General features: G+C 38.3%; 13 protein-coding genes. 1 reads left to right on the top strand and 12 read right to left on the bottom strand.

Annotated elements, in window-relative coordinates; all coding sequences use genetic code 11:
* Window positions 1–73: 73 nt before the first annotated feature.
* The 12 genes from pfkA to JOE23_RS00755 all read right to left on the bottom strand — a co-directional run bounded on the left by pfkA (window position 74) and on the right by JOE23_RS00755 (window position 16,231).
* Window positions 74–1,030: a 6-phosphofructokinase gene (gene pfkA, locus JOE23_RS00810; RefSeq protein ID WP_204435391.1), complete on the bottom strand. Its 957-nt coding sequence runs from the start codon at window positions 1,028–1,030 to the stop codon at window positions 74–76.
* 376 nt (window positions 1,031–1,406) lie between these two features.
* Window positions 1,407–3,992, bottom strand: a complete 2,586-nt coding sequence (locus tag JOE23_RS00805) for a family 43 glycosylhydrolase (RefSeq protein WP_204435390.1) — start codon at window positions 3,990–3,992, stop codon at window positions 1,407–1,409.
* A gap of 655 nt (window positions 3,993–4,647) precedes the next feature.
* Entirely contained in the window at window positions 4,648–5,505 is an 858-nt protein-coding gene (locus JOE23_RS00800; RefSeq protein WP_204435389.1) for an SDR family oxidoreductase, read from the bottom strand.
* 408 nt (window positions 5,506–5,913) lie between these two features.
* Window positions 5,914–6,681, bottom strand: a complete 768-nt coding sequence (locus JOE23_RS00795; protein ID WP_204435388.1) for a glycerophosphodiester phosphodiesterase family protein — start codon at window positions 6,679–6,681, stop codon at window positions 5,914–5,916.
* 88 nt (window positions 6,682–6,769) lie between these two features.
* Window positions 6,770–8,143, bottom strand: a complete 1,374-nt coding sequence (locus JOE23_RS00790; protein ID WP_204435387.1) for an ABC transporter substrate-binding protein — start codon at window positions 8,141–8,143, stop codon at window positions 6,770–6,772.
* 56 nt (window positions 8,144–8,199) lie between these two features.
* Complete coding sequence (locus JOE23_RS00785) at window positions 8,200–9,018, bottom strand: carbohydrate ABC transporter permease (protein WP_204435386.1); 819 nt, start codon at window positions 9,016–9,018, stop codon at window positions 8,200–8,202.
* Complete coding sequence (locus JOE23_RS00780; RefSeq protein ID WP_239585224.1) at window positions 9,015–9,899, bottom strand: carbohydrate ABC transporter permease; 885 nt, start codon at window positions 9,897–9,899, stop codon at window positions 9,015–9,017. Before JOE23_RS00780 ends, JOE23_RS00785 begins: the two co-directional genes overlap by 4 nt.
* 50 nt (window positions 9,900–9,949) lie before the next feature.
* Complete coding sequence (locus tag JOE23_RS00775) at window positions 9,950–11,062, bottom strand: ABC transporter ATP-binding protein (RefSeq protein WP_204435384.1); 1,113 nt, start codon at window positions 11,060–11,062, stop codon at window positions 9,950–9,952.
* A gap of 718 nt (window positions 11,063–11,780) precedes the next feature.
* Window positions 11,781–13,136: a DapH/DapD/GlmU-related protein gene (locus JOE23_RS00770; RefSeq protein ID WP_204435383.1), complete on the bottom strand. Its 1,356-nt coding sequence runs from the start codon at window positions 13,134–13,136 to the stop codon at window positions 11,781–11,783.
* Between the two features lie 287 nt (window positions 13,137–13,423).
* Entirely contained in the window at window positions 13,424–14,134 is a 711-nt protein-coding gene (locus tag JOE23_RS00765; protein ID WP_204435382.1) for a GntR family transcriptional regulator, read from the bottom strand.
* A 73-nt stretch (window positions 14,135–14,207) separates the two neighbouring features.
* Window positions 14,208–14,951, bottom strand: a complete 744-nt coding sequence (locus JOE23_RS00760) for an SIS domain-containing protein (protein ID WP_204435381.1) — start codon at window positions 14,949–14,951, stop codon at window positions 14,208–14,210.
* A gap of 287 nt (window positions 14,952–15,238) precedes the next feature.
* On the bottom strand, window positions 15,239–16,231 hold the full coding sequence (locus JOE23_RS00755; protein WP_204435380.1) for a TIGR00341 family protein: 993 nt from the start codon (window positions 16,229–16,231) through the stop codon (window positions 15,239–15,241).
* Window positions 16,232–16,600: 369 nt separating this feature from the next.
* Between JOE23_RS00755 and JOE23_RS00750 the strand changes: the two genes are divergently transcribed.
* The gene (locus JOE23_RS00750) at window positions 16,601–17,992 is read left to right on the top strand and encodes a Na+/H+ antiporter NhaC family protein (protein WP_204435379.1); all 1,392 of its coding nucleotides are present in this window, start codon (window positions 16,601–16,603) and stop codon (window positions 17,990–17,992) included.
* The last annotated feature ends 9 nt before the right edge of the window (window positions 17,993–18,001 follow it).

The following is an 18,001-nucleotide window of genomic DNA, read 5'->3' as shown; positions in this document are numbered from 1 at the left end:
TCCTACACCTTTGTTCTTTCCTAACGTATCAAACAAGCACTGCCACAATATTATAGAGTGGCAGTGCTTAGCATCAAATAAGATCTTGAAAAACTTGATAGAGGTGATCATTAATTTTATTCTCAGTAGCAAAAATTTCGTCAAAAGTATGATAGGTAATTTTATTACTTTCAATGCCAAGTGCCACTCCAACAATATCTTGTTTAATTAAATCGATCACTTCATGACCCATTCGGCTTGTAAACACACGATCAAAGACACTTGGAGTACCTCCACGTTGAATGTGTCCAAGTACGGTTGGACGTGTATCAAGCCCCGATAACGTTTTAATTTCCTTCGCGATATCTTCGGCTTTACCTGCTCCTTCAGCTACAATTACCATACTATGTGACTTCCCACGTTCAAAACCAGCTTTAAGATCTGCAGCTATTTTGTTTATATCTGCTTTGACTTCTGGAATAATGATCGCATCAACACCACTTGCAATGCCAGCTTGCAATGCAATATCACCACAGTTGCGTCCCATCGCCTCTATCACGCTAACCCGCTCATGACTACTCATTGTATCACGTAAGTTTCCGATCGCATCTGTCACTACATTTAAAGTCGTATCAAAACCAATCGTATAGTCAGTTAATGGGATATCATTATCTATTGTTCCTGGAAGACCATACGTCTTTATTCCTTGACGTTGTAAAGCCTGAGCGCCTCGATAGCTACCATCTCCACCGATCACAACCACATAATCAATGCCTTTATTTTTCAAATGCTCAATCGCTTTAGCTTGTCCCTCTGGCGTCTTAAAAGCTTCTGATCGTGCAGATTGTAAAAAGGTACCTCCACGGTATAAAATATCACTAACCTCTTTTGAACCCAACTTAATAAAATCATTATTCATTAATCCCTTAAAACCTTTTCTTACCCCAAACATTTCAAAGCCATTAGATAAACCCGTGCGAACGACTGCACGAATGGCGCTATTCATTCCTTGTGAATCGCCACCCGATGTTAATACTGCAATCTTTTTCATTGCTATCACCTTCCTCTGTTGTCTATCTTTCCACATTTCGGTTATTTAATTATACCATAAACAGATGGACAGATATAAAAGAAAAAGGTGATTTCCACTGATAAAACGAAACTTCAATCAGCGGGCGGAGGACAACAGGACGTAGGTCATACAGACATTGCCACAGGACGTGGCGGTCTTAGTCTGTCATCCTTCTTAAAAATGTGGCGGTTTTAGTCTACGATCTTACCCACCCACTAATTATTCATTGAGTGAATCAGGACATTAGCGGCCGTTTAGCACCCACCGATTGAACGCTCTCCTTATTTTGAGGTTGGCGATTTACGAACGCTTATCTGTGATAAAAACCGCTAGTAATCAGTCAAGCAAATCAGGACTAATTAGATTTTGCTTTCTGAAATAATAATGTCGCTATACCTAATAAAACTAGTATGACGCCAACTCCGAGTCTATGATAGATAGCTGAAGATGTATCGGGTAATCGCACATTCATTTGCTGATCTAAACCTTCACTACTATCTAACCAGACAGCATCTTTAGTTTTTTCATCATCCTCCTCATTACTTTGATCACCGTCTAAAATAGGCAGATCTTCATCATTTAAGTTGTCTAACAGAGGAATGTCACCACTATACAACGCTTTTACATCTTGATCGGTTAACGTATAAGATTGGTAAAGAACAAGCTCATCAATTAACCCTTGGTATGGTGCATCCCAAAAATTAACCCCTAAAGCAAATACGCCATTTAGATCTGTCAATACATGATTGAAATTTTGAAAAGTCATGGCTTGTTCGCCATTTAAATACAGCGTCAGCTCGCCATTATGATTCGTTAACGCAAGATGACTCCATACATCCGCTTCTACATTTTCTTCTAGATAGCCATCAAACCAATTTCCATTTTCTAATGACCACAGCATCGTTTCACCATTATGTCCACGAGGTGTAAAGCTGAACCAATTGTCTTGATCATGAGCTGCAAAAAAAGCAGTGGTAAAGTCAGTTAGTCGTTCCGGCTTTAACCAAAAACTAATTGAGTAATGCTCGCCAGACAGCAATCCGTCGGGCAAGCGTACACCTGAAGTGCCATCTAAATATAGCGCTTGACCAAATTGCCCTTCTTGATAACTAATTTGACCACCTGTGTTACTAATCAAACGACCTGTTACCTCTCCATCATCTACCTGTTGTGTATAGTCGTTTAAACCATTGTCAAACGGATAATAAGCAGCAAGATGCTGATCAAATTCTGCAAGAACAGTAAATTTGAATGTCTTCGTTTCACTGTATTGATCATTTGTTGCCGTTACGGTTAGTGTCACCTCTCGATTGCTTTCCTCTTTCATTGGCCGCTTAACCTCGCCTGCTTCATTGATGACATTTGGATCAGAAGATTGCCAAACCATCGTCGTACCACCTACACCTGTCTTAGGTAGTGATAAATCAGCAATGACAATTGAATCCTGAAATGTTATATGTGCAAGTGATTCTTTAACAGCTGTTTCAGGATTATAGGCAATGGTTTGACTACCAGCAATGCTGATATTATTAGAACCTACTGCAGCAAATGTTAAATCAAACGATTCAGTTACCTCATTCCATTGACGTAAGACCATTCCATGATACGTGACATTATCAATCGTTAAAGCAATATCGTAATCATTTGTCATCTCCCAGCTACCTTGAATAACACCAGATATCGTACCATCTGCTTGAAGGCTTATTTCTTCTGAGGAAAACAGGTCAGAAGAAATGTCTAAACCATGATTAATGTACTTATAAGTCCCTACCACTTGATCAGCTGAAATAGCCTCTAATTGTTCGCCGCTGTAACGGTAAGGCGCAATCACCGGCCACCCCTCACTGTTGATAACAAGTCGATGCACTCTAAGTTCATGTGCCTCGCCTCGATTAGGAAAGCGGGTATGGAAGAAAATAAAACTTTCACCACTATCTGTCGTATACACTGAATTATGCCCTGGAGAAATATAACCGAGTCCAGCTCCACTTCCAGTCTCTCCTAAGCGTCTTTCAAAAAGGAAATTCCCCATCAACTTTACACCATAAGGTTCAATAGCCTGATCATCAAAGAATGATCCCTCAGCTCCTTTGACTTGATTCATCTGTTGACCCGTTGCATCTACAAAAGGACCATCAGGATTTTCTGAGCGCATAACACGCATATTATAGCCCCCTGAAGCATCCAATCCACCATAGGTTACATGCAAATAATAGAAACCTGTCTGCTCGTCATATTGCATATATGGACCTTCAATCCGACTATGATTACCCCCTATTAAATGGGTGCCATATCCTTGACCCTCATAAGGCATACCTGTTTTTGGATTTAATTCCATAATAAATATTCCACCAGAATATGAACCATATAACAACCAAAACTTACCTTCCGCATCAAAAAAAGCATGTGGATCAATCGCATTTGGATGAATAGTTGGATCGTAAATCGTTCCATCTGGGCTTTCCTGATCCCACATACCTGATTTCAGGAAAATCCCATGATCAACATAGGGCCCTTCTATGTCATCAGCTACTGCAAGTCCCATTGCCGAACGTGGTGAGGACCCTTCACAAGCATTGTAATACATATAGAATTGATCACCGATCTGAATGACATCCGCTGCCCACAACGTATCGGAATTTGCCCACTCAAAAGCTTCTGACAACTCATCAAATACATTTTCAAATAATGGGTTTTGATTTGAGACTGTTGAACTGATTTGCTCCCAATTGAGTAAATCTCTTGATTTGGCAGCAGCTAGATGCGAACCAAAAACATAATATGTGTCATCAACTTTAATGACTGAAGGATCATGAACACTTACTTCATTAAAAACAGGGGGTTCAAATGTTTCAGCGCCTGTTCTAACTGGTAAAAATATGGCATTGGACAATAATAAAATACTTATAATAAACAGAATATATGGAAGTAACGGTTTCATTTCTTTTCCCCTTTCACTTCAAAAAATATAAAACGAACTTTCAATCAGGACATTAGCATCCGTCACCTCCGGCCTAAATAGATGATCTCTGCTCTCTATTTTGAGGCGAGCGGTTTACGAAAGGTTATCCGTGATGAAATTGTTACGTACATTTCTACAATTGTCATTAAAGATATAATTAAAAATTAATCAGAAGTAAATAAAGTTTTGTTATCACCCCATTCAATCCCATAAATCACTTATACGTACCAATTATACTCCAATCATGTAAGCGCTTCAATATAAATTTACATTTTTTTGAATACGTCTGTACTGGCTAACACAAGTTAATCTTCAGTTGCTAACCTAATGCTTATATAATTCGCCAAGTCCAATATTTTTCTTTACCAACCTTAAAATTACCAAATCATAAGTTAGCTCATAAAACGAACCTGAAATCAGTGGACGCTTTCGTTCTTCCCCCACTAATTACAGGTTTGTCGAGTGCATCAGGACATTAACGTCCGTTAGTATCCGCATAAATAGATTTTGCTCTCCTTTCTATCTTGTGGTGGGCGCTTTACGTACGGTTTATCTGTGATAAACAAAAACACGCACCAATAGATAAACGTCCTTTATCCTTGAAGCGTGCTTGATATTTGCGCTATTCCTTTCATTATCCGTTAACAATCACACCACCATTGACGTGAATCACTTGCCCTGATACATAACTTGCATCTTCACTTGCTAAGTAAACATAGGCTGGTGCTAGTTCATAAGGCTGACCAGGTCTACCCAATGGATTATCCGAACCAAACTCACTCACTTTTTCCGCATCAAATGAGGCAGGGATTAGCGGTGTCCATATCGGTCCTGGAGCGACGCCATTAACACGAATTTTTTTCTCTATTAGTGAAGAGGCCAATGATCGTGTGAAAGATGTAATCGCACCTTTTGTACTTGAATAATCAATTAAACTTGGATTTCCAGCATATGCAGTGATTGATGTACTATTAATAATCGCACTTCCTTCATTTAAATAAGGTAATGCGGCACGGGTCATGTAAAAGTATGAAAAAATATTTGTTTTAAACGTTGTCTCTAATTGCTGGTCGGTGATAGCTAAGAAATCTTCTTGCGGATACTGAACTGCTGCGTTGTTAACAAGAATATTCAAGTGACCAAAAGAGCTAATTGTTTGTTGGACCGCCTTTTTACAGAAACTTGAGTCCCCTACATCACCACTTATTAATAAACAGCGTTGCCCTTGTTCCTCAACCAGTGCCTTTGTCTGTTCGGCATCTTGATGTTCGTCTAAATACACGATAGCAATATCTGCACCTTCCTTGGCAAAATATAAACTAACAGCTCTCCCAATGCCACTATCACCACCAGTAATCAAGGCTACTTTATCCTTTAATTTGTAACTCCCTTGGTACCGATTGTTGTCATAAATGGGTAACGGGTCCATATCACCCTCTATACCTGGCTGCTTATCTTGATGCTGTGCAGGTTGGATTTTTTTCTTTTCCATTTGTTAATCACTCCTCATTTATCTGTTTAACTACTATTTACCCGATTTCAATGAAGTTATGCATCTTTCCATTTTATTGGTTCACTACCCTGGAATAAAACAAAACCTCAATTAGCAGGAAGCAGCGAGAGACTTCCTGCTTTGTTAGTTGAGTGAATCAGGACAAACGCTCCTCTCCATTTTGTGTTGGCGCTTTATGGGTAGTTATCTGTGGTAAAATTGTCAAATCACACCTTGAGCCGTATTAAGTCATGATTGAAATGACATGATACAAATAATGATTTTCTTACCTATTAAAAACCTCCAGCAAGGTTATTTTTCCCTACTGAAGGTTAATCATACTGAACATTCTCTATGTCAAACCAATGATTACTCTTTCTAACATTTATTAGTTAAAATTATCCTTCACTAATATCGTGACAAAACAGGACCCTGCCCCCAGCGTTTTTTTAATTCAATCGCTCGACTAGGAAAGTCAGTAATGATACCATCAATACCAAGCTTGAACAGTAACATTAATGTTGCTTCATCATTAACTGTCCAAGCTCTTACTCGTGCTAAATCAAGCTGATTTACAAAATGGCGTTCCTTTAACAATGAAGCTTCAACATGCAAATAATCCATATTATAACAATAGTAATAATCCATAACCTGTGGTATTGGTTGATGAATCAGCCAAGCAATAGTAGCGTCAGGATCGATTGTCTTTAAACGTGTTAAGGTTGGTAAATGAAAAGAGGAGTATGTGATTTCAACCTGATTCATGTAACCTTGAACACAATCGATTAGCTTTTGTTCAATACCTTCATATCGATTAAAAGCAGTTTTTAGTTCAATATTTAATTTAACACGCTTTGGTTCGACTAAATCTAAGACCTCACTTAGCAATGGAATGCGCTCTAAATCCCAAGAAGCATCATAGTTAGTGTATGTTTGATAAACTGAAGAAAGTTTCATTTTTTTAAGTTCTGACCAATTATAATTATTAATGAAACCATTGCCATTGATGGTCCGATCTAACGTTTCATCATGAATCACAATAAGATGATCATCTTTCGTTAAATGGACGTCTAACTCCACCCCGTCCGCACCTTCATGAATGGCTTGACGCATACCTAACATAGTGTTTTCAGGATACAAACCTTTACTGCCACGATGACCATAAACATCTACCATTCGGTCTCACTCCTTCATCTTCACTATTTGTTTTACTTTTAGAAAAGCTCATTCACTCAAGAAATAAGTAAATACAAACAACAAATGATTATTCTCCTCTAGCACGATTGGCTTGTTCAATTGCACCATTGATTTGTTCGACCACTGTTTGATAAGCTTGATCAATATCTCCACCATTATAAACAGTTTCAAGCGCCGTCTCTGTTATACGCCGGGCCTCTGGAATCATGTCCATCAGTGCGCCCTCCGTCGCAAATGACGGTGTAGTCGTTTGAAGTTGATCGACGGTCACCTTTAATTGTGGCATGGCTTCGTAAGCATCAAGAACGACTTGTTCTTGATAAGCAGCTGGGTTAATCGCGAAATAGCCAGTACCTACATGCCATTCAGCTTGTACTTCTGGTGTTTGCAAATATTTCATAAAATCCCATGCCGCTTGTTGTTCTTCTTCAGGCTGACCATTCATCATCCATAGGCTTGCCCCACCGATCACTACACCATGCCGTTGTTTTTCCTCTGGGTAAGGTAAAAAGGCAACCCCTACTTCAAACGGTGCCTCATCAACCACATGACGCACATTGGCAGATGAGGCTAGAAACATAGCTACATCTTCAGCAAAAAATCCGGAAATCATATTATCACCATTCGTCCCGTAGTTTGCAAATGTATCATCCGCCATCATCCGTTCCACCCATTCAAACACAGACTTACCTTCTTCCTCAGTAAAACCTACTTCAGTTGGTGTCTCGGAACGACCGTTATCATTATTCATAAGAAGTGCACCTTGATTGGCAAGCAATTGCTCGTACAGCCAACCATAAGCTTGAAGAGCAAATCCTTTCATATCCGGATTATTTGCAACAATTTGTCGACTCGCTTCCTCTATCTCTTGATAAGTGGCTGGTGGTGTATCAGCATCTAATCCAGCTGCTTCAAACGCCTCTTTATTGTAATACATCACAGGTGTCGACGAATTAAACGGCATAGAATAAAATTGATCCTCTACACGGTAATAATTAATAATGTTCTCCTCTAAATGATCCATATCATAACCATCTTGATCAACAAACGTTTGAATTGGTTCAATCCCACCACTATTAATCATTGACTTCGTCCCAATCTCAAACACTTGCATCATGGTTGGCGCACTGTCTGTTCCAGCAATACTATTAAACTTTGTCAGTGCTTCATCATAAGTACCTTGATATTCAGCTTTTACTATCACTTGGTCTTGGCCTTGATTATACTGATCAACAATTTGATCTAATGCATCCTGTAGAGCGCCACCCATTGCATGCCAGAATACCACTTCAACAGGCGCTTCACTTTCACCTTCATCAGAATGCTCTTCTGTGCCATTCGATGAGTCATTTTGCGCTTCAACGTCTTGATTTGTTTCATTAGTTTGGCAACCCACTAGAAATAACATTAATACAAAGCATATCAACCATACCTTCTTCATAAAAAGATCCTCCTCATTTTTCCTTATTTTATTTGAATCAAACTTCACTTGATCGTTTATTTTAAGGCACCCTCTGTCAGACCTTGTTGCAACTTTTTCTGACCGACAAACAGCAAAACCAAAGTTGGAATAACAACAATCACAGCGCCTGCCATAATCACTCCCCATTCATTTAATTGTTCTTGCGTTTGTAATTGTCTCAACCCAATTTGCACTGTTCGAAAACGATCATCAGTTGTTGCCAGAAGTGGCCAAAGGTACATATTCCATGATGTTAAAAAGCCATAGACACCGAGCGTGACTAGACTCGATTTAGCAACTGGTAAAACCACTGTTAAATAAAATTTAAAATCACCAATACCAGAGATTTCGCTTGCTTCTTTCAATTCTTTTGGGATCTGTTTAAAATGCTGTCTGAGTAAAAATGTACCAAATGCCATTGCGAAAAATGGTACAGACAGACCCGGATAGCTGTCAATCCAATTTAAATCTCTAATGGTATGAAAGTTTGGAATGATTGACGCTTCAAACGGCACCATCATCGTTGCTATAAAGATAAAAAAAATTAAATCACGTCCTTTGAAATCAATAAAAACAAACGCATAGGCCGCCAAACTAGAGATGACTAATTGACCGACCATGATCAGCAAAGATACGATTAAACTATTAAGTAAATATTGCATCAATGGAAAGCGCTGAAAGACCTGCACGTAATTATCAAATGTTAATGAGCGAGGAATAATTTGTCCTGTCATTATTTCTTGGTTCGACATGAAGCTCATCATGAACGCAATAAAAGTGGGTGCAAAAACTAGAAAAGCTGTTAACGTTAGCAATGTATAAAAAACGACTTTACGGCGAAGGGACGTGGTCATTGGTAATGCACCTTCCTTTCACCTAATTTAAACTGAATAATCGTTAACACTAAGATGAAAACAAACAAAATAATGGCTTGTGCACTAGCCGTTCCAAATTGATAATTCATAAATGCTTCTTGATAGATAGAATAAACCATTAAATGGGTTTCATTTTGAGGACCCCCTCGTGTTAACATATCAATTTGCCCAAACGTCTGAAAGGCATTGATAAAAGTAACAGTAATAACAAAGAACAAGGTTGGCGACAACATCGGTAATGTAATACGCCTTAGTTTATAAAAATAGCCAGCCCCATCAATATCAGCACTTTCATAAAGATAGTAATCAATCGATTGAAGACCACCTAATAAAACCAGAAAGGTAAAGCCGATATTCATCCAAACCGTTGAAATAGCAACAGATATTAAGGCCCATTCCGGATCGGTTAACCATCCAATGGGTGCGACCCCGATGACATTTAACAATTGGTTAAGCCAGCCGATCGTTGGGTGAAACAGAAACAACCAAAACACCGAAGCGGCTGCTGTTGATATCCCCATCGTTGAAGCATACATCGTCCGAAAAAAGCCAATACCTTTTAATTTCTCATTAGCTATAATCGCTAAAAATAAGCTTACCAATATGGCACCCGGAACGGTGTATAAGACGAATAGAAATGTCGATTGCAAGCTTTTTAAAAAAATCGGTGATAAAAAAATATTTTGATAATTTTCCAATCCTACAAATACTGTTGTTATACCACTACTGTTCGTTAGAAATAAACTTAAATAAATCGTACGTCCTAAAGGATAAAACAGAAATAGGCTGAACAATAACACCGATGGCGCTAAAAAAGAAAAACCTTTAAACGTTTTTATTCGTTTTTGTTTTTTAGTCATACGTTCTAAATCATTAGCTTCTATTTGTTTAAATGGCAGCGCTACTTGATTCATAGTGCAACGACCTCCAAATGTTGATTCTCTGTAGGTGCTTGAATCAGAGCGCCAGAATCACGGTTGAAAAAACTAAAATGTTTAATCGATACTGACAAGGGAACACGTTCACCAACTTGAATTAACCATTGACCAAGCCACTTGGCTGTCCACAATTCCCGGCCTACTTCAAATGTGAGCAGGGTTTCGTTTCCTAAATGTTCAATATTGATCACTTCTAGCCATAGATCCGCTTCTTCTGGCTTGGCATAAGCAAGATGTTCTGGCCTAATCCCCACAATTAAATTCCGTCGCTGGATCACCTGTGGAATATCACTCATACTTAGTGGGAGTTGAAGCGTCTGTTCTATCGTGAGTTGCTGGTCCTCAATCGTTGCTTCTCCTAAATTCATCTTTGGCGAGCCAATGAATGACGCAACAAATAGATTAGCTGGCTGATTGTAGAGTTCAATCGGCTGTCCAATTTGTTGGATAGTCCCATCATTTAACACCATAATACGATCGCCCATCGTCATTGCCTCAACTTGATCATGCGTCACATATATCATGGTCAACCCTAATTTTTTCTGAAGTCTACGAATTTCAACACGCATATGTGCTCTTAATTTGGCATCTAAGTTAGACAGAGGCTCATCCATCAGGCATAACGGGGCTTGACTAACCACGGATCTTGCCAGCGCTACACGCTGTCGCTGACCGCCTGATAATTGCTTCGGTTTACGATTAAGCAAGTCGGTTAACCCCATCATCTCAGCTGTCTCATAGAGCCTCTGTTCTTGTTCGGCTTTTTTTACCTTTTTAGCATGAAGACCAAATAGAATATTTTGCTTGACAGTCAAATGAGGGTATAGGGCATAATTTTGAAATACCATTGATAAGTGACGATCTTTTGGAGGCAAATGATTAACCATGTTACCCTTCAGTCTTAGTTCTCCACCTGTAATACTTTCCAGTCCAGCAATCATTCGTAGTAATGTACTCTTCCCAGATCCTGACGGGCCAACCAAAACAAAAAATTCGCCTTCTTCAATAGTCAAATCAATATGTTCCAGTACCTTAGTTGTTCTGTCATAAGATTTAGACACAGCTATCAATTCAACTGGATGCATGCGGATTACCTCCTCATTAAGATTTAGATTTCTGCAATTACATCCACAATGTATCACAAGAAATGCACCAGTATGGCGTTTTTACCAAAACATTACATTTGTTTTACATAAAACATAATGTGCATTTATATGATTAATAAACAGGCGGGCGTTTTACGGACGATTATCTTAAAAAGTTCATAAAAAAATGAAAAAGGCAACAGTATGAGAACGTTACTGTTGCCTTTACTTCTGTATGGTTGTGCCGCGCATGCGACCTCAACATTTAAACGTTATTTCATTCCGATAAGCAATCGATTCGCTTTTCGTGGGGAGGGCTTCATGATCTACACGGCGTAAATCTAATTTTCGATTTATTATAAACCATTCGTTTAGATTCGCAGGTGAGATATGTTCCGCTTTCCGTGGGCGTGGCTTGAGCTAACTTTGACAAGTAAAACCCACTTGGCAAAGTGGATCTCAAGCTCACGTTACTCCCACAGGAGTCTACACATATCTCATCTGCTAAATAGTAACATCTATTGTTGTCTTTCAAAATCTCATCAAGCGATATTTCAATCAGTGAATATTTATATTCAAAGTCAACGCTTATATTTAATCTAAGATTTACCCTCAGATGGCTTATTCCACTCATTTTTTCTTGCTGAAAACAGTCTTTCTCCACACTTGTTGTGCCAAATTCTTTACAGACTTTATTGTACACCATCTCATTGCATGGTCACCAACCGTATTTTTTATTTCCCCACTCTTTCTCAATATGCTCTTCTTTCTTTATCACAAGCGTTTCATGGGATACATCTTTTTCAATATTTAATCCTGGATAAAGTGCACATTCACTTCCTACTTTCACTCCTGGAAAGAAAACATTGTTTACCCCTGTCCGAGTATAATCGCCAATGAATATTGCATTAGAATATTTATCCGAGTAACTTCTTCCGTTTATTCGATGTGTTTGACTTGCATCATTAAATCGCAAAATTCCACAAACACATGCTGCTGCAACGTCTACATATTGACCAAGCACTCCATACATTTCACTATAATGAATGGCAGAAATACCTCTCATGGTCACACCTTCAATCTCAGCATTATGTCCAATTCTATTTTCATCACCAATCACCGTATTGGCTTCAAGTTTAGCATAGTCCTTAACGTAAGAGTGATCCCCTATCAACACTGGACCATTTATGATCGCTCCAGTATCAATTTTTACATTATTTCCAATAATCGCATTTCCATTAATCGTTACATTTTTCCCTATGAAAGAATTTTCGCCTAAGACAACATGTCCATTTACCGTTGCTTCTTCAGAGATAAATGAATGATCACCGATAGTCGTTTCTTTGATCTCTTGAGCATATTTTTCAAGGTAATCACTATTTACATTTAAAATATCCCAAGGAAACTGCAAATGGTGTACTTTCTCTTGAGCAAATATAGCTTGAATCTTATTCCCTTCTTCCAAATAGTCATTCAAACCATTTTCAAGGAATAACCGATTAGGAATCATTGAACCTGTTACACGTTGGTTAAAACCGTAACTCGCATATGCAATAGAGTATAGAGCCTGTTTATCCAACTTGTAAGCCCCTGAAACTTCAGCAGTCACATAGTGGTCTCTCGCATGTGCTAAAAATTTTACAACCTGATTATTCTGCACTTGTGCACCAATCATATCAATGCTTTCTTGTTTTTTTTGCGTCAATAGAACACTTGAAGCCGCTTTAGATGCTATAAGAGAAGTTATATCATTCGATGTCATAAGATAATTACCCTTTTGGATAATTACCCCTTCTTCAAATGATTCATTATTTGTTCTTAAAAAGCTATCTAGCCCTATATTGGATTCAATCTGTTGAATATTTTTATATTTCTTCAACAAACGTCTGGTTTGATCTGCTTTATAGTTTAGAAATACATAGATATTCGATTCTGAAATACCCGATTCTAGTAATTGTTCAATCTGCCAAAAAATTATTTCCTTATTTAAAAGGGGAAGACTATTTATTTGATAGTGTTTATCAAACGGAAACATTTTATCCTGTCGGTCATTACATAGTAAAAAAGCTTTCATCTCTATCTCCCTCTCATCTTACTATTTTTATCCCAAATAACCGTCCGTAAACCACCCACCTCAAAACAGAGAACAGAGGTCAATCGATTGAGGTCGGAGATTACGGACGCTGACTCAACGAACCGGCAATCAGTGGGGGAAGGGCTACAGGACGTGGCGGTTTTAGTCTGTAATCCTTCTTAAAGACGTGGCGGTCTTAGTCTACAATCTTACCTACCCACTGGTTGCAGGCTCGTTTTATGCTTCAAAGAAATCTGAGACAAGGGCGTCTAGAGAACGTTCCCCATTTACTTATAAACGGTATGCATTAAATAAAAACTTTCAGTTTGATAGAGTGCATAACCTATATTGAATGGTTTTCCATTCTCTAAACAAGCAATATTTTTTGTATCAATAAGAGGCGCTCCTTCTTCAACATTTAAAAAGTCACCCATTCTAGAATTAGCTAAAGTTGCACTAATTTTTTGATCTACAAATTCATATTCAATACCTTGCTTACTTAGATGCTCGTATATAGATTTTTCACAAATTTCTATGTTTAGCTCCTTAACAATTTGAACATCAAAGTACTCTATCTCATACGAAACAGCTACCTCGTCTGCATATCGAATTCTTTCCACTAACCACATTTCTTCTCCCACAGCAATTTTCATGTCTTTTGCTTGTGTTTCATTTGCCTTTACCTTTTCTAGCTTTAATAACTTAGTTGAAGGCTTCATTCCTCGACTTTTCACTTCTGACGAAAAACCAATTCCTGCTTTAAACCCAAAAAACTTGGGTAAAGGATTAACGAAAGTTCCTACTCCTTTTTTCTTGGACAGTATCTTTTCATTAACGAGCTCTTCAATCCCACGTCTAACTGTAATTCTTGATACCGAGAGATGATCAGATAATTCTGCTTCTGATTCAATCATTTGGTGTGGCTGATAAATGCCTGCTTTAATCTGACTCAAAATATAATTTTTCACTATTTCATACTTCGGAACTTTACTTGTCATAATAACTATCCTCTCTATCTGTTATAACTTGTTATTATTATAACACTAGAAAAGACAGAAAACCCACTTTGACTTATTTCGAATAGCCATAGTATTGATTAAACAGTCTATCATTATACGCATCCGCTCCGTCTAAATTAGAACTCTTAAATACTGGAATATCTAACCCAGCGTCTCTTAAGCGTGAAACGACTCCAATGATAATAGTTTGTGCTATCCCTATACCTGTAAAATCAGATGTTGGACCTAAATCAGCTTCCACGCCTTCTATGTGGTAAGCAGCATCCCCTTTAGGTGCATGACTATCAATCGTAACATCTGCAATTTCATAAATATTTTTTCCTGACTTGTGACGAGAAGATACTGATTGAGAATGTTCCATAGAGGTTAACGCTATAACATTTGCCCCTATTTTCTTCGCTTCTAGGCACATTTCAACCGGGATATTATTTCTTCCAGAATTAGAAACCACCATGAGTGTGTCTCCAGCTTCAACCTTATAAAGCGATAGCATATTTTTGGCATATCCGTCTAACCGCTCCATATACGTACTTTTATTTGGCATTTGGTGGAGCATTAATTCTGGTGGTAAGATACCTTTCACATACGCCAGACCACCTGCTCTGATATAAATCTCTTCTGCTACCATATGCGAATGACCAGAACCAAACACATAAAAACGACCATCATTTTTGCAACTTTGAAAAATCAATTCTGACGCTTGATTGATCGACTCGCCTTCATTTTCTATCACTTTATTCCATTTCTCACCTAAATACTTTAAAAACTGTGTAATCTCTTGCTTAGAAGTTGTCATTAGTATGCCTCCATTTCATTTTATGATTACATATTATCATAACATGTTATAACATGTAAAGTTATTTATTACAGATCTCCGTCCGTAAAGCGCTTGTTGCAAAACAGAGCACGCGTTTAATCTATTAAAATGGGCGATCATGTTCGATTCACTCAACAAACAATCCGTGGTCTATTTCGTTTTTGCCCACGGATTGTTAGTTCGTTTTATATTTTCATCTATCTTTTTTGCCAGTTGCTCAGACTCACCACACGTTTATAAAACGAGTTTGGACTCTAAAGGGAGCGTTATAAACTAAAATAAATAATAACAGCTAACAAAATAATGATTGCACTGACAAAAAAAAGGGCGATAACCCGAGATGTATTCGCGACTTGCACCTCTTGCCAATTGATCGGCTTGATGCCTGTTAACCAAAATACAATAATCGCCGATAACACAATAGCATGAACATTTACCAATACGAGTAACAGTGGTGTTATCGCCATCCCCCATTCACCCGCGCCCAAACTCATTCCTAATACGACAGTTGGTGGTAATAATGCAACCGAAACCATCACACCAACTAAAGCTTCTGACACGCGTTTCACAAAAGATAAGGCACCTGCCGCACCTGCCGCCAATGCCAAAATAATATCCATCATGCCGACATCTGTGCGCGCAAGAAACTCACCACTATTAATCGGTACATCAAAAAAGAAACCAAATACCATCGCGATTAATAACGGAACGAATAAACCAATTAACGATGTTCCTGAAGAACGTTGCATTAGCTTATAATCACCCAACAACGTTGAAAAAGCCAATGAAGTAAAAGGACCAATTAACGGTGCAATCACCATTGCTCCAATAACAACTGCTGAACTATCTTTAACAATCCCCGCTGTCGCTACAATAGAAGACAAGACGAGCATCCAACGGAAATTTATCGTGAAATGACTTGAAGCTTCCACCACATGGTAGAGCTCATGGCGACTAGCCCTTGCCATTTCCGTCTCCGCCTTGGTCTGTCTCTCTTCCGCTTCTTCCTCATCCATGTGAGGAAGGTAAGTGGATACATTGAAAAGTAATGCCTCCATTTGATTATCATCATTGGTTTTTGCCTCCAGAAAATCCAAAATCTCCTCAGCATATTGTTTTTCAACTAAGAGCTTAAATACTTGTTCTTGATCTGAGACACAATATTGCCACTGCGAAACGATTTGAAAAGAATCTAGCTGCACTAAAAAATGAGGAACTCTCTGATTCGATAGGTATACTTCAACTAATTGCAATTCCATAATTGTCACCTCAATTTGAATCTATGCCTTGCCAATCCATCAGAATCTTTCCTTACTTAGAGCATATCCGAATATTTTAATATTTATCAATTGATCGGATAAATCCACTTAAAAAGACACAGACTAAATTGATTTATTACAGATAACCGTCCGTAAAACTCCCCCTCAAAATAGCGAGTAGAGCAAATCGATTAAGATGGGGAATAACGGACTGATTCACTCAACTAACCTGCGATCAGTGGGTAGATAAGATCGTAGACTAAGACCGCCACGTCTTTAAGAAGGATTACAGACTAAAACCGCTACGTCCTGTAGCCCTCCGCCCACTGATTGAAGCTTCGTTTTATTTTAATTGAAAGGATGACATTAATGGTTAATAACTGGACTGCTCTGATCCCCTTTTTACTCGTTATTCCGATTGCAATTTATACACGTCAAGTATTGCCCGGACTCATTGTGGGATTATTAGCAGGCTCTTTTCTTGTTGCTCCTCACCCTATCCAAGGGATGCAAGCGATGATTACTTATCTTGTCCAAGCACTAATCGACGAAAATAATATTAAAATTATTTTATTTCTATATGTTTTTTCTGGGATGATCGGAATGATCAAATTTACTGGGGGAATAAATGGTTTCGTTATTAAGGCATCAGAGCGTATTTCAACGAAACGTGAAGCGCTAATTTTAACTTATATATCGACAATTGGCACATTTAGTGCGCCTACCTTTCGATTTGTTACAATCGCACCTATTATGAAGGCACTATTAAGTAAAGTGAAAATGTCAACAAAAGAACTAGGCTTTGTGATTGAGACAACGGCGACACCTGTAATTGTGCTTATTCCCGTTGCTACAGCGTTTGTAGGCTATATGGTATCCGTTATTCAAGTTGCCACTGAATCGAGCGGTATTGAAATCGATCCTTATCAACTTTTCATTCAAAGTATCCCATTCAATTTTTTTGCGATCGTCATCATATTACTTGGCTTTTACTTAAGTTTCTTTCATCATAAAAAAATTCAATCAGAACGTCGGGATCACGTTAAAGGAGAAGTTCAACAATGCCCACAAGACATGGGCCCTATTCCTAGTAAACCGTTAAATTTATTTATTCCAATTATTCTTGTGATTAGTTTAACGATTTTTTTAACTTGGTGGGACGGAGCTACTCAAGGTTATGGTTTTTTTGAAGCTTTTATAAACGCTGACGTTTTAGAAGCCATGGTCGTTGGCTTAATGATGACCTTTCTATTAACAACGTTCTTCTATTTGATTCAACGCTTTAAACTTGGGGATCTCGTAACCCATTTTATTGAAGGGGGAAATGAATTGATGAACGTGATTGTATTGTTATCGATTGTATGGGGACTATCCTCTGTTACAAGTGATTTAGGTTTTTCAGAATTTGTTACCTCATATACAGATTGGATTCCTGATTCACTAATTGCCCCGCTTTTATTTGTTTTTGGCGCGGCGATCTCCTATTTTATCGGTTCGGCTTGGGGGACATGGGGAATTCTTATGCCACTTGGTATTTCACTGGCAGCTTCTGCTGGTGTATCTTTCCCTTTAATTGTAGGTACCGTTTTCGCAAGTGGTTCTTTTGGTGCTTTTGCCTCACCTTTAAGTGATGATACTAATACACTTGCCAATATATTGGGGTTGACCGTTATGGACTATGCTAAATTTAAATTACGTCCTGCTTTAATAGCAGCATCAATAACCACTGTTCTTTATTTTGTCTTTGGCCAGTTTTTTTAAAAGAAAAGC

This window comes from Amphibacillus cookii (assembly GCF_016908375.1).
In the GTDB taxonomy this organism is placed as follows: domain Bacteria; phylum Bacillota; class Bacilli; order Bacillales; family Amphibacillaceae; genus Amphibacillus_C; species Amphibacillus_C cookii.
Note: the sequence above shows the minus strand (reverse complement) of the source record. Positions and strands in the feature narration are given on the sequence as shown.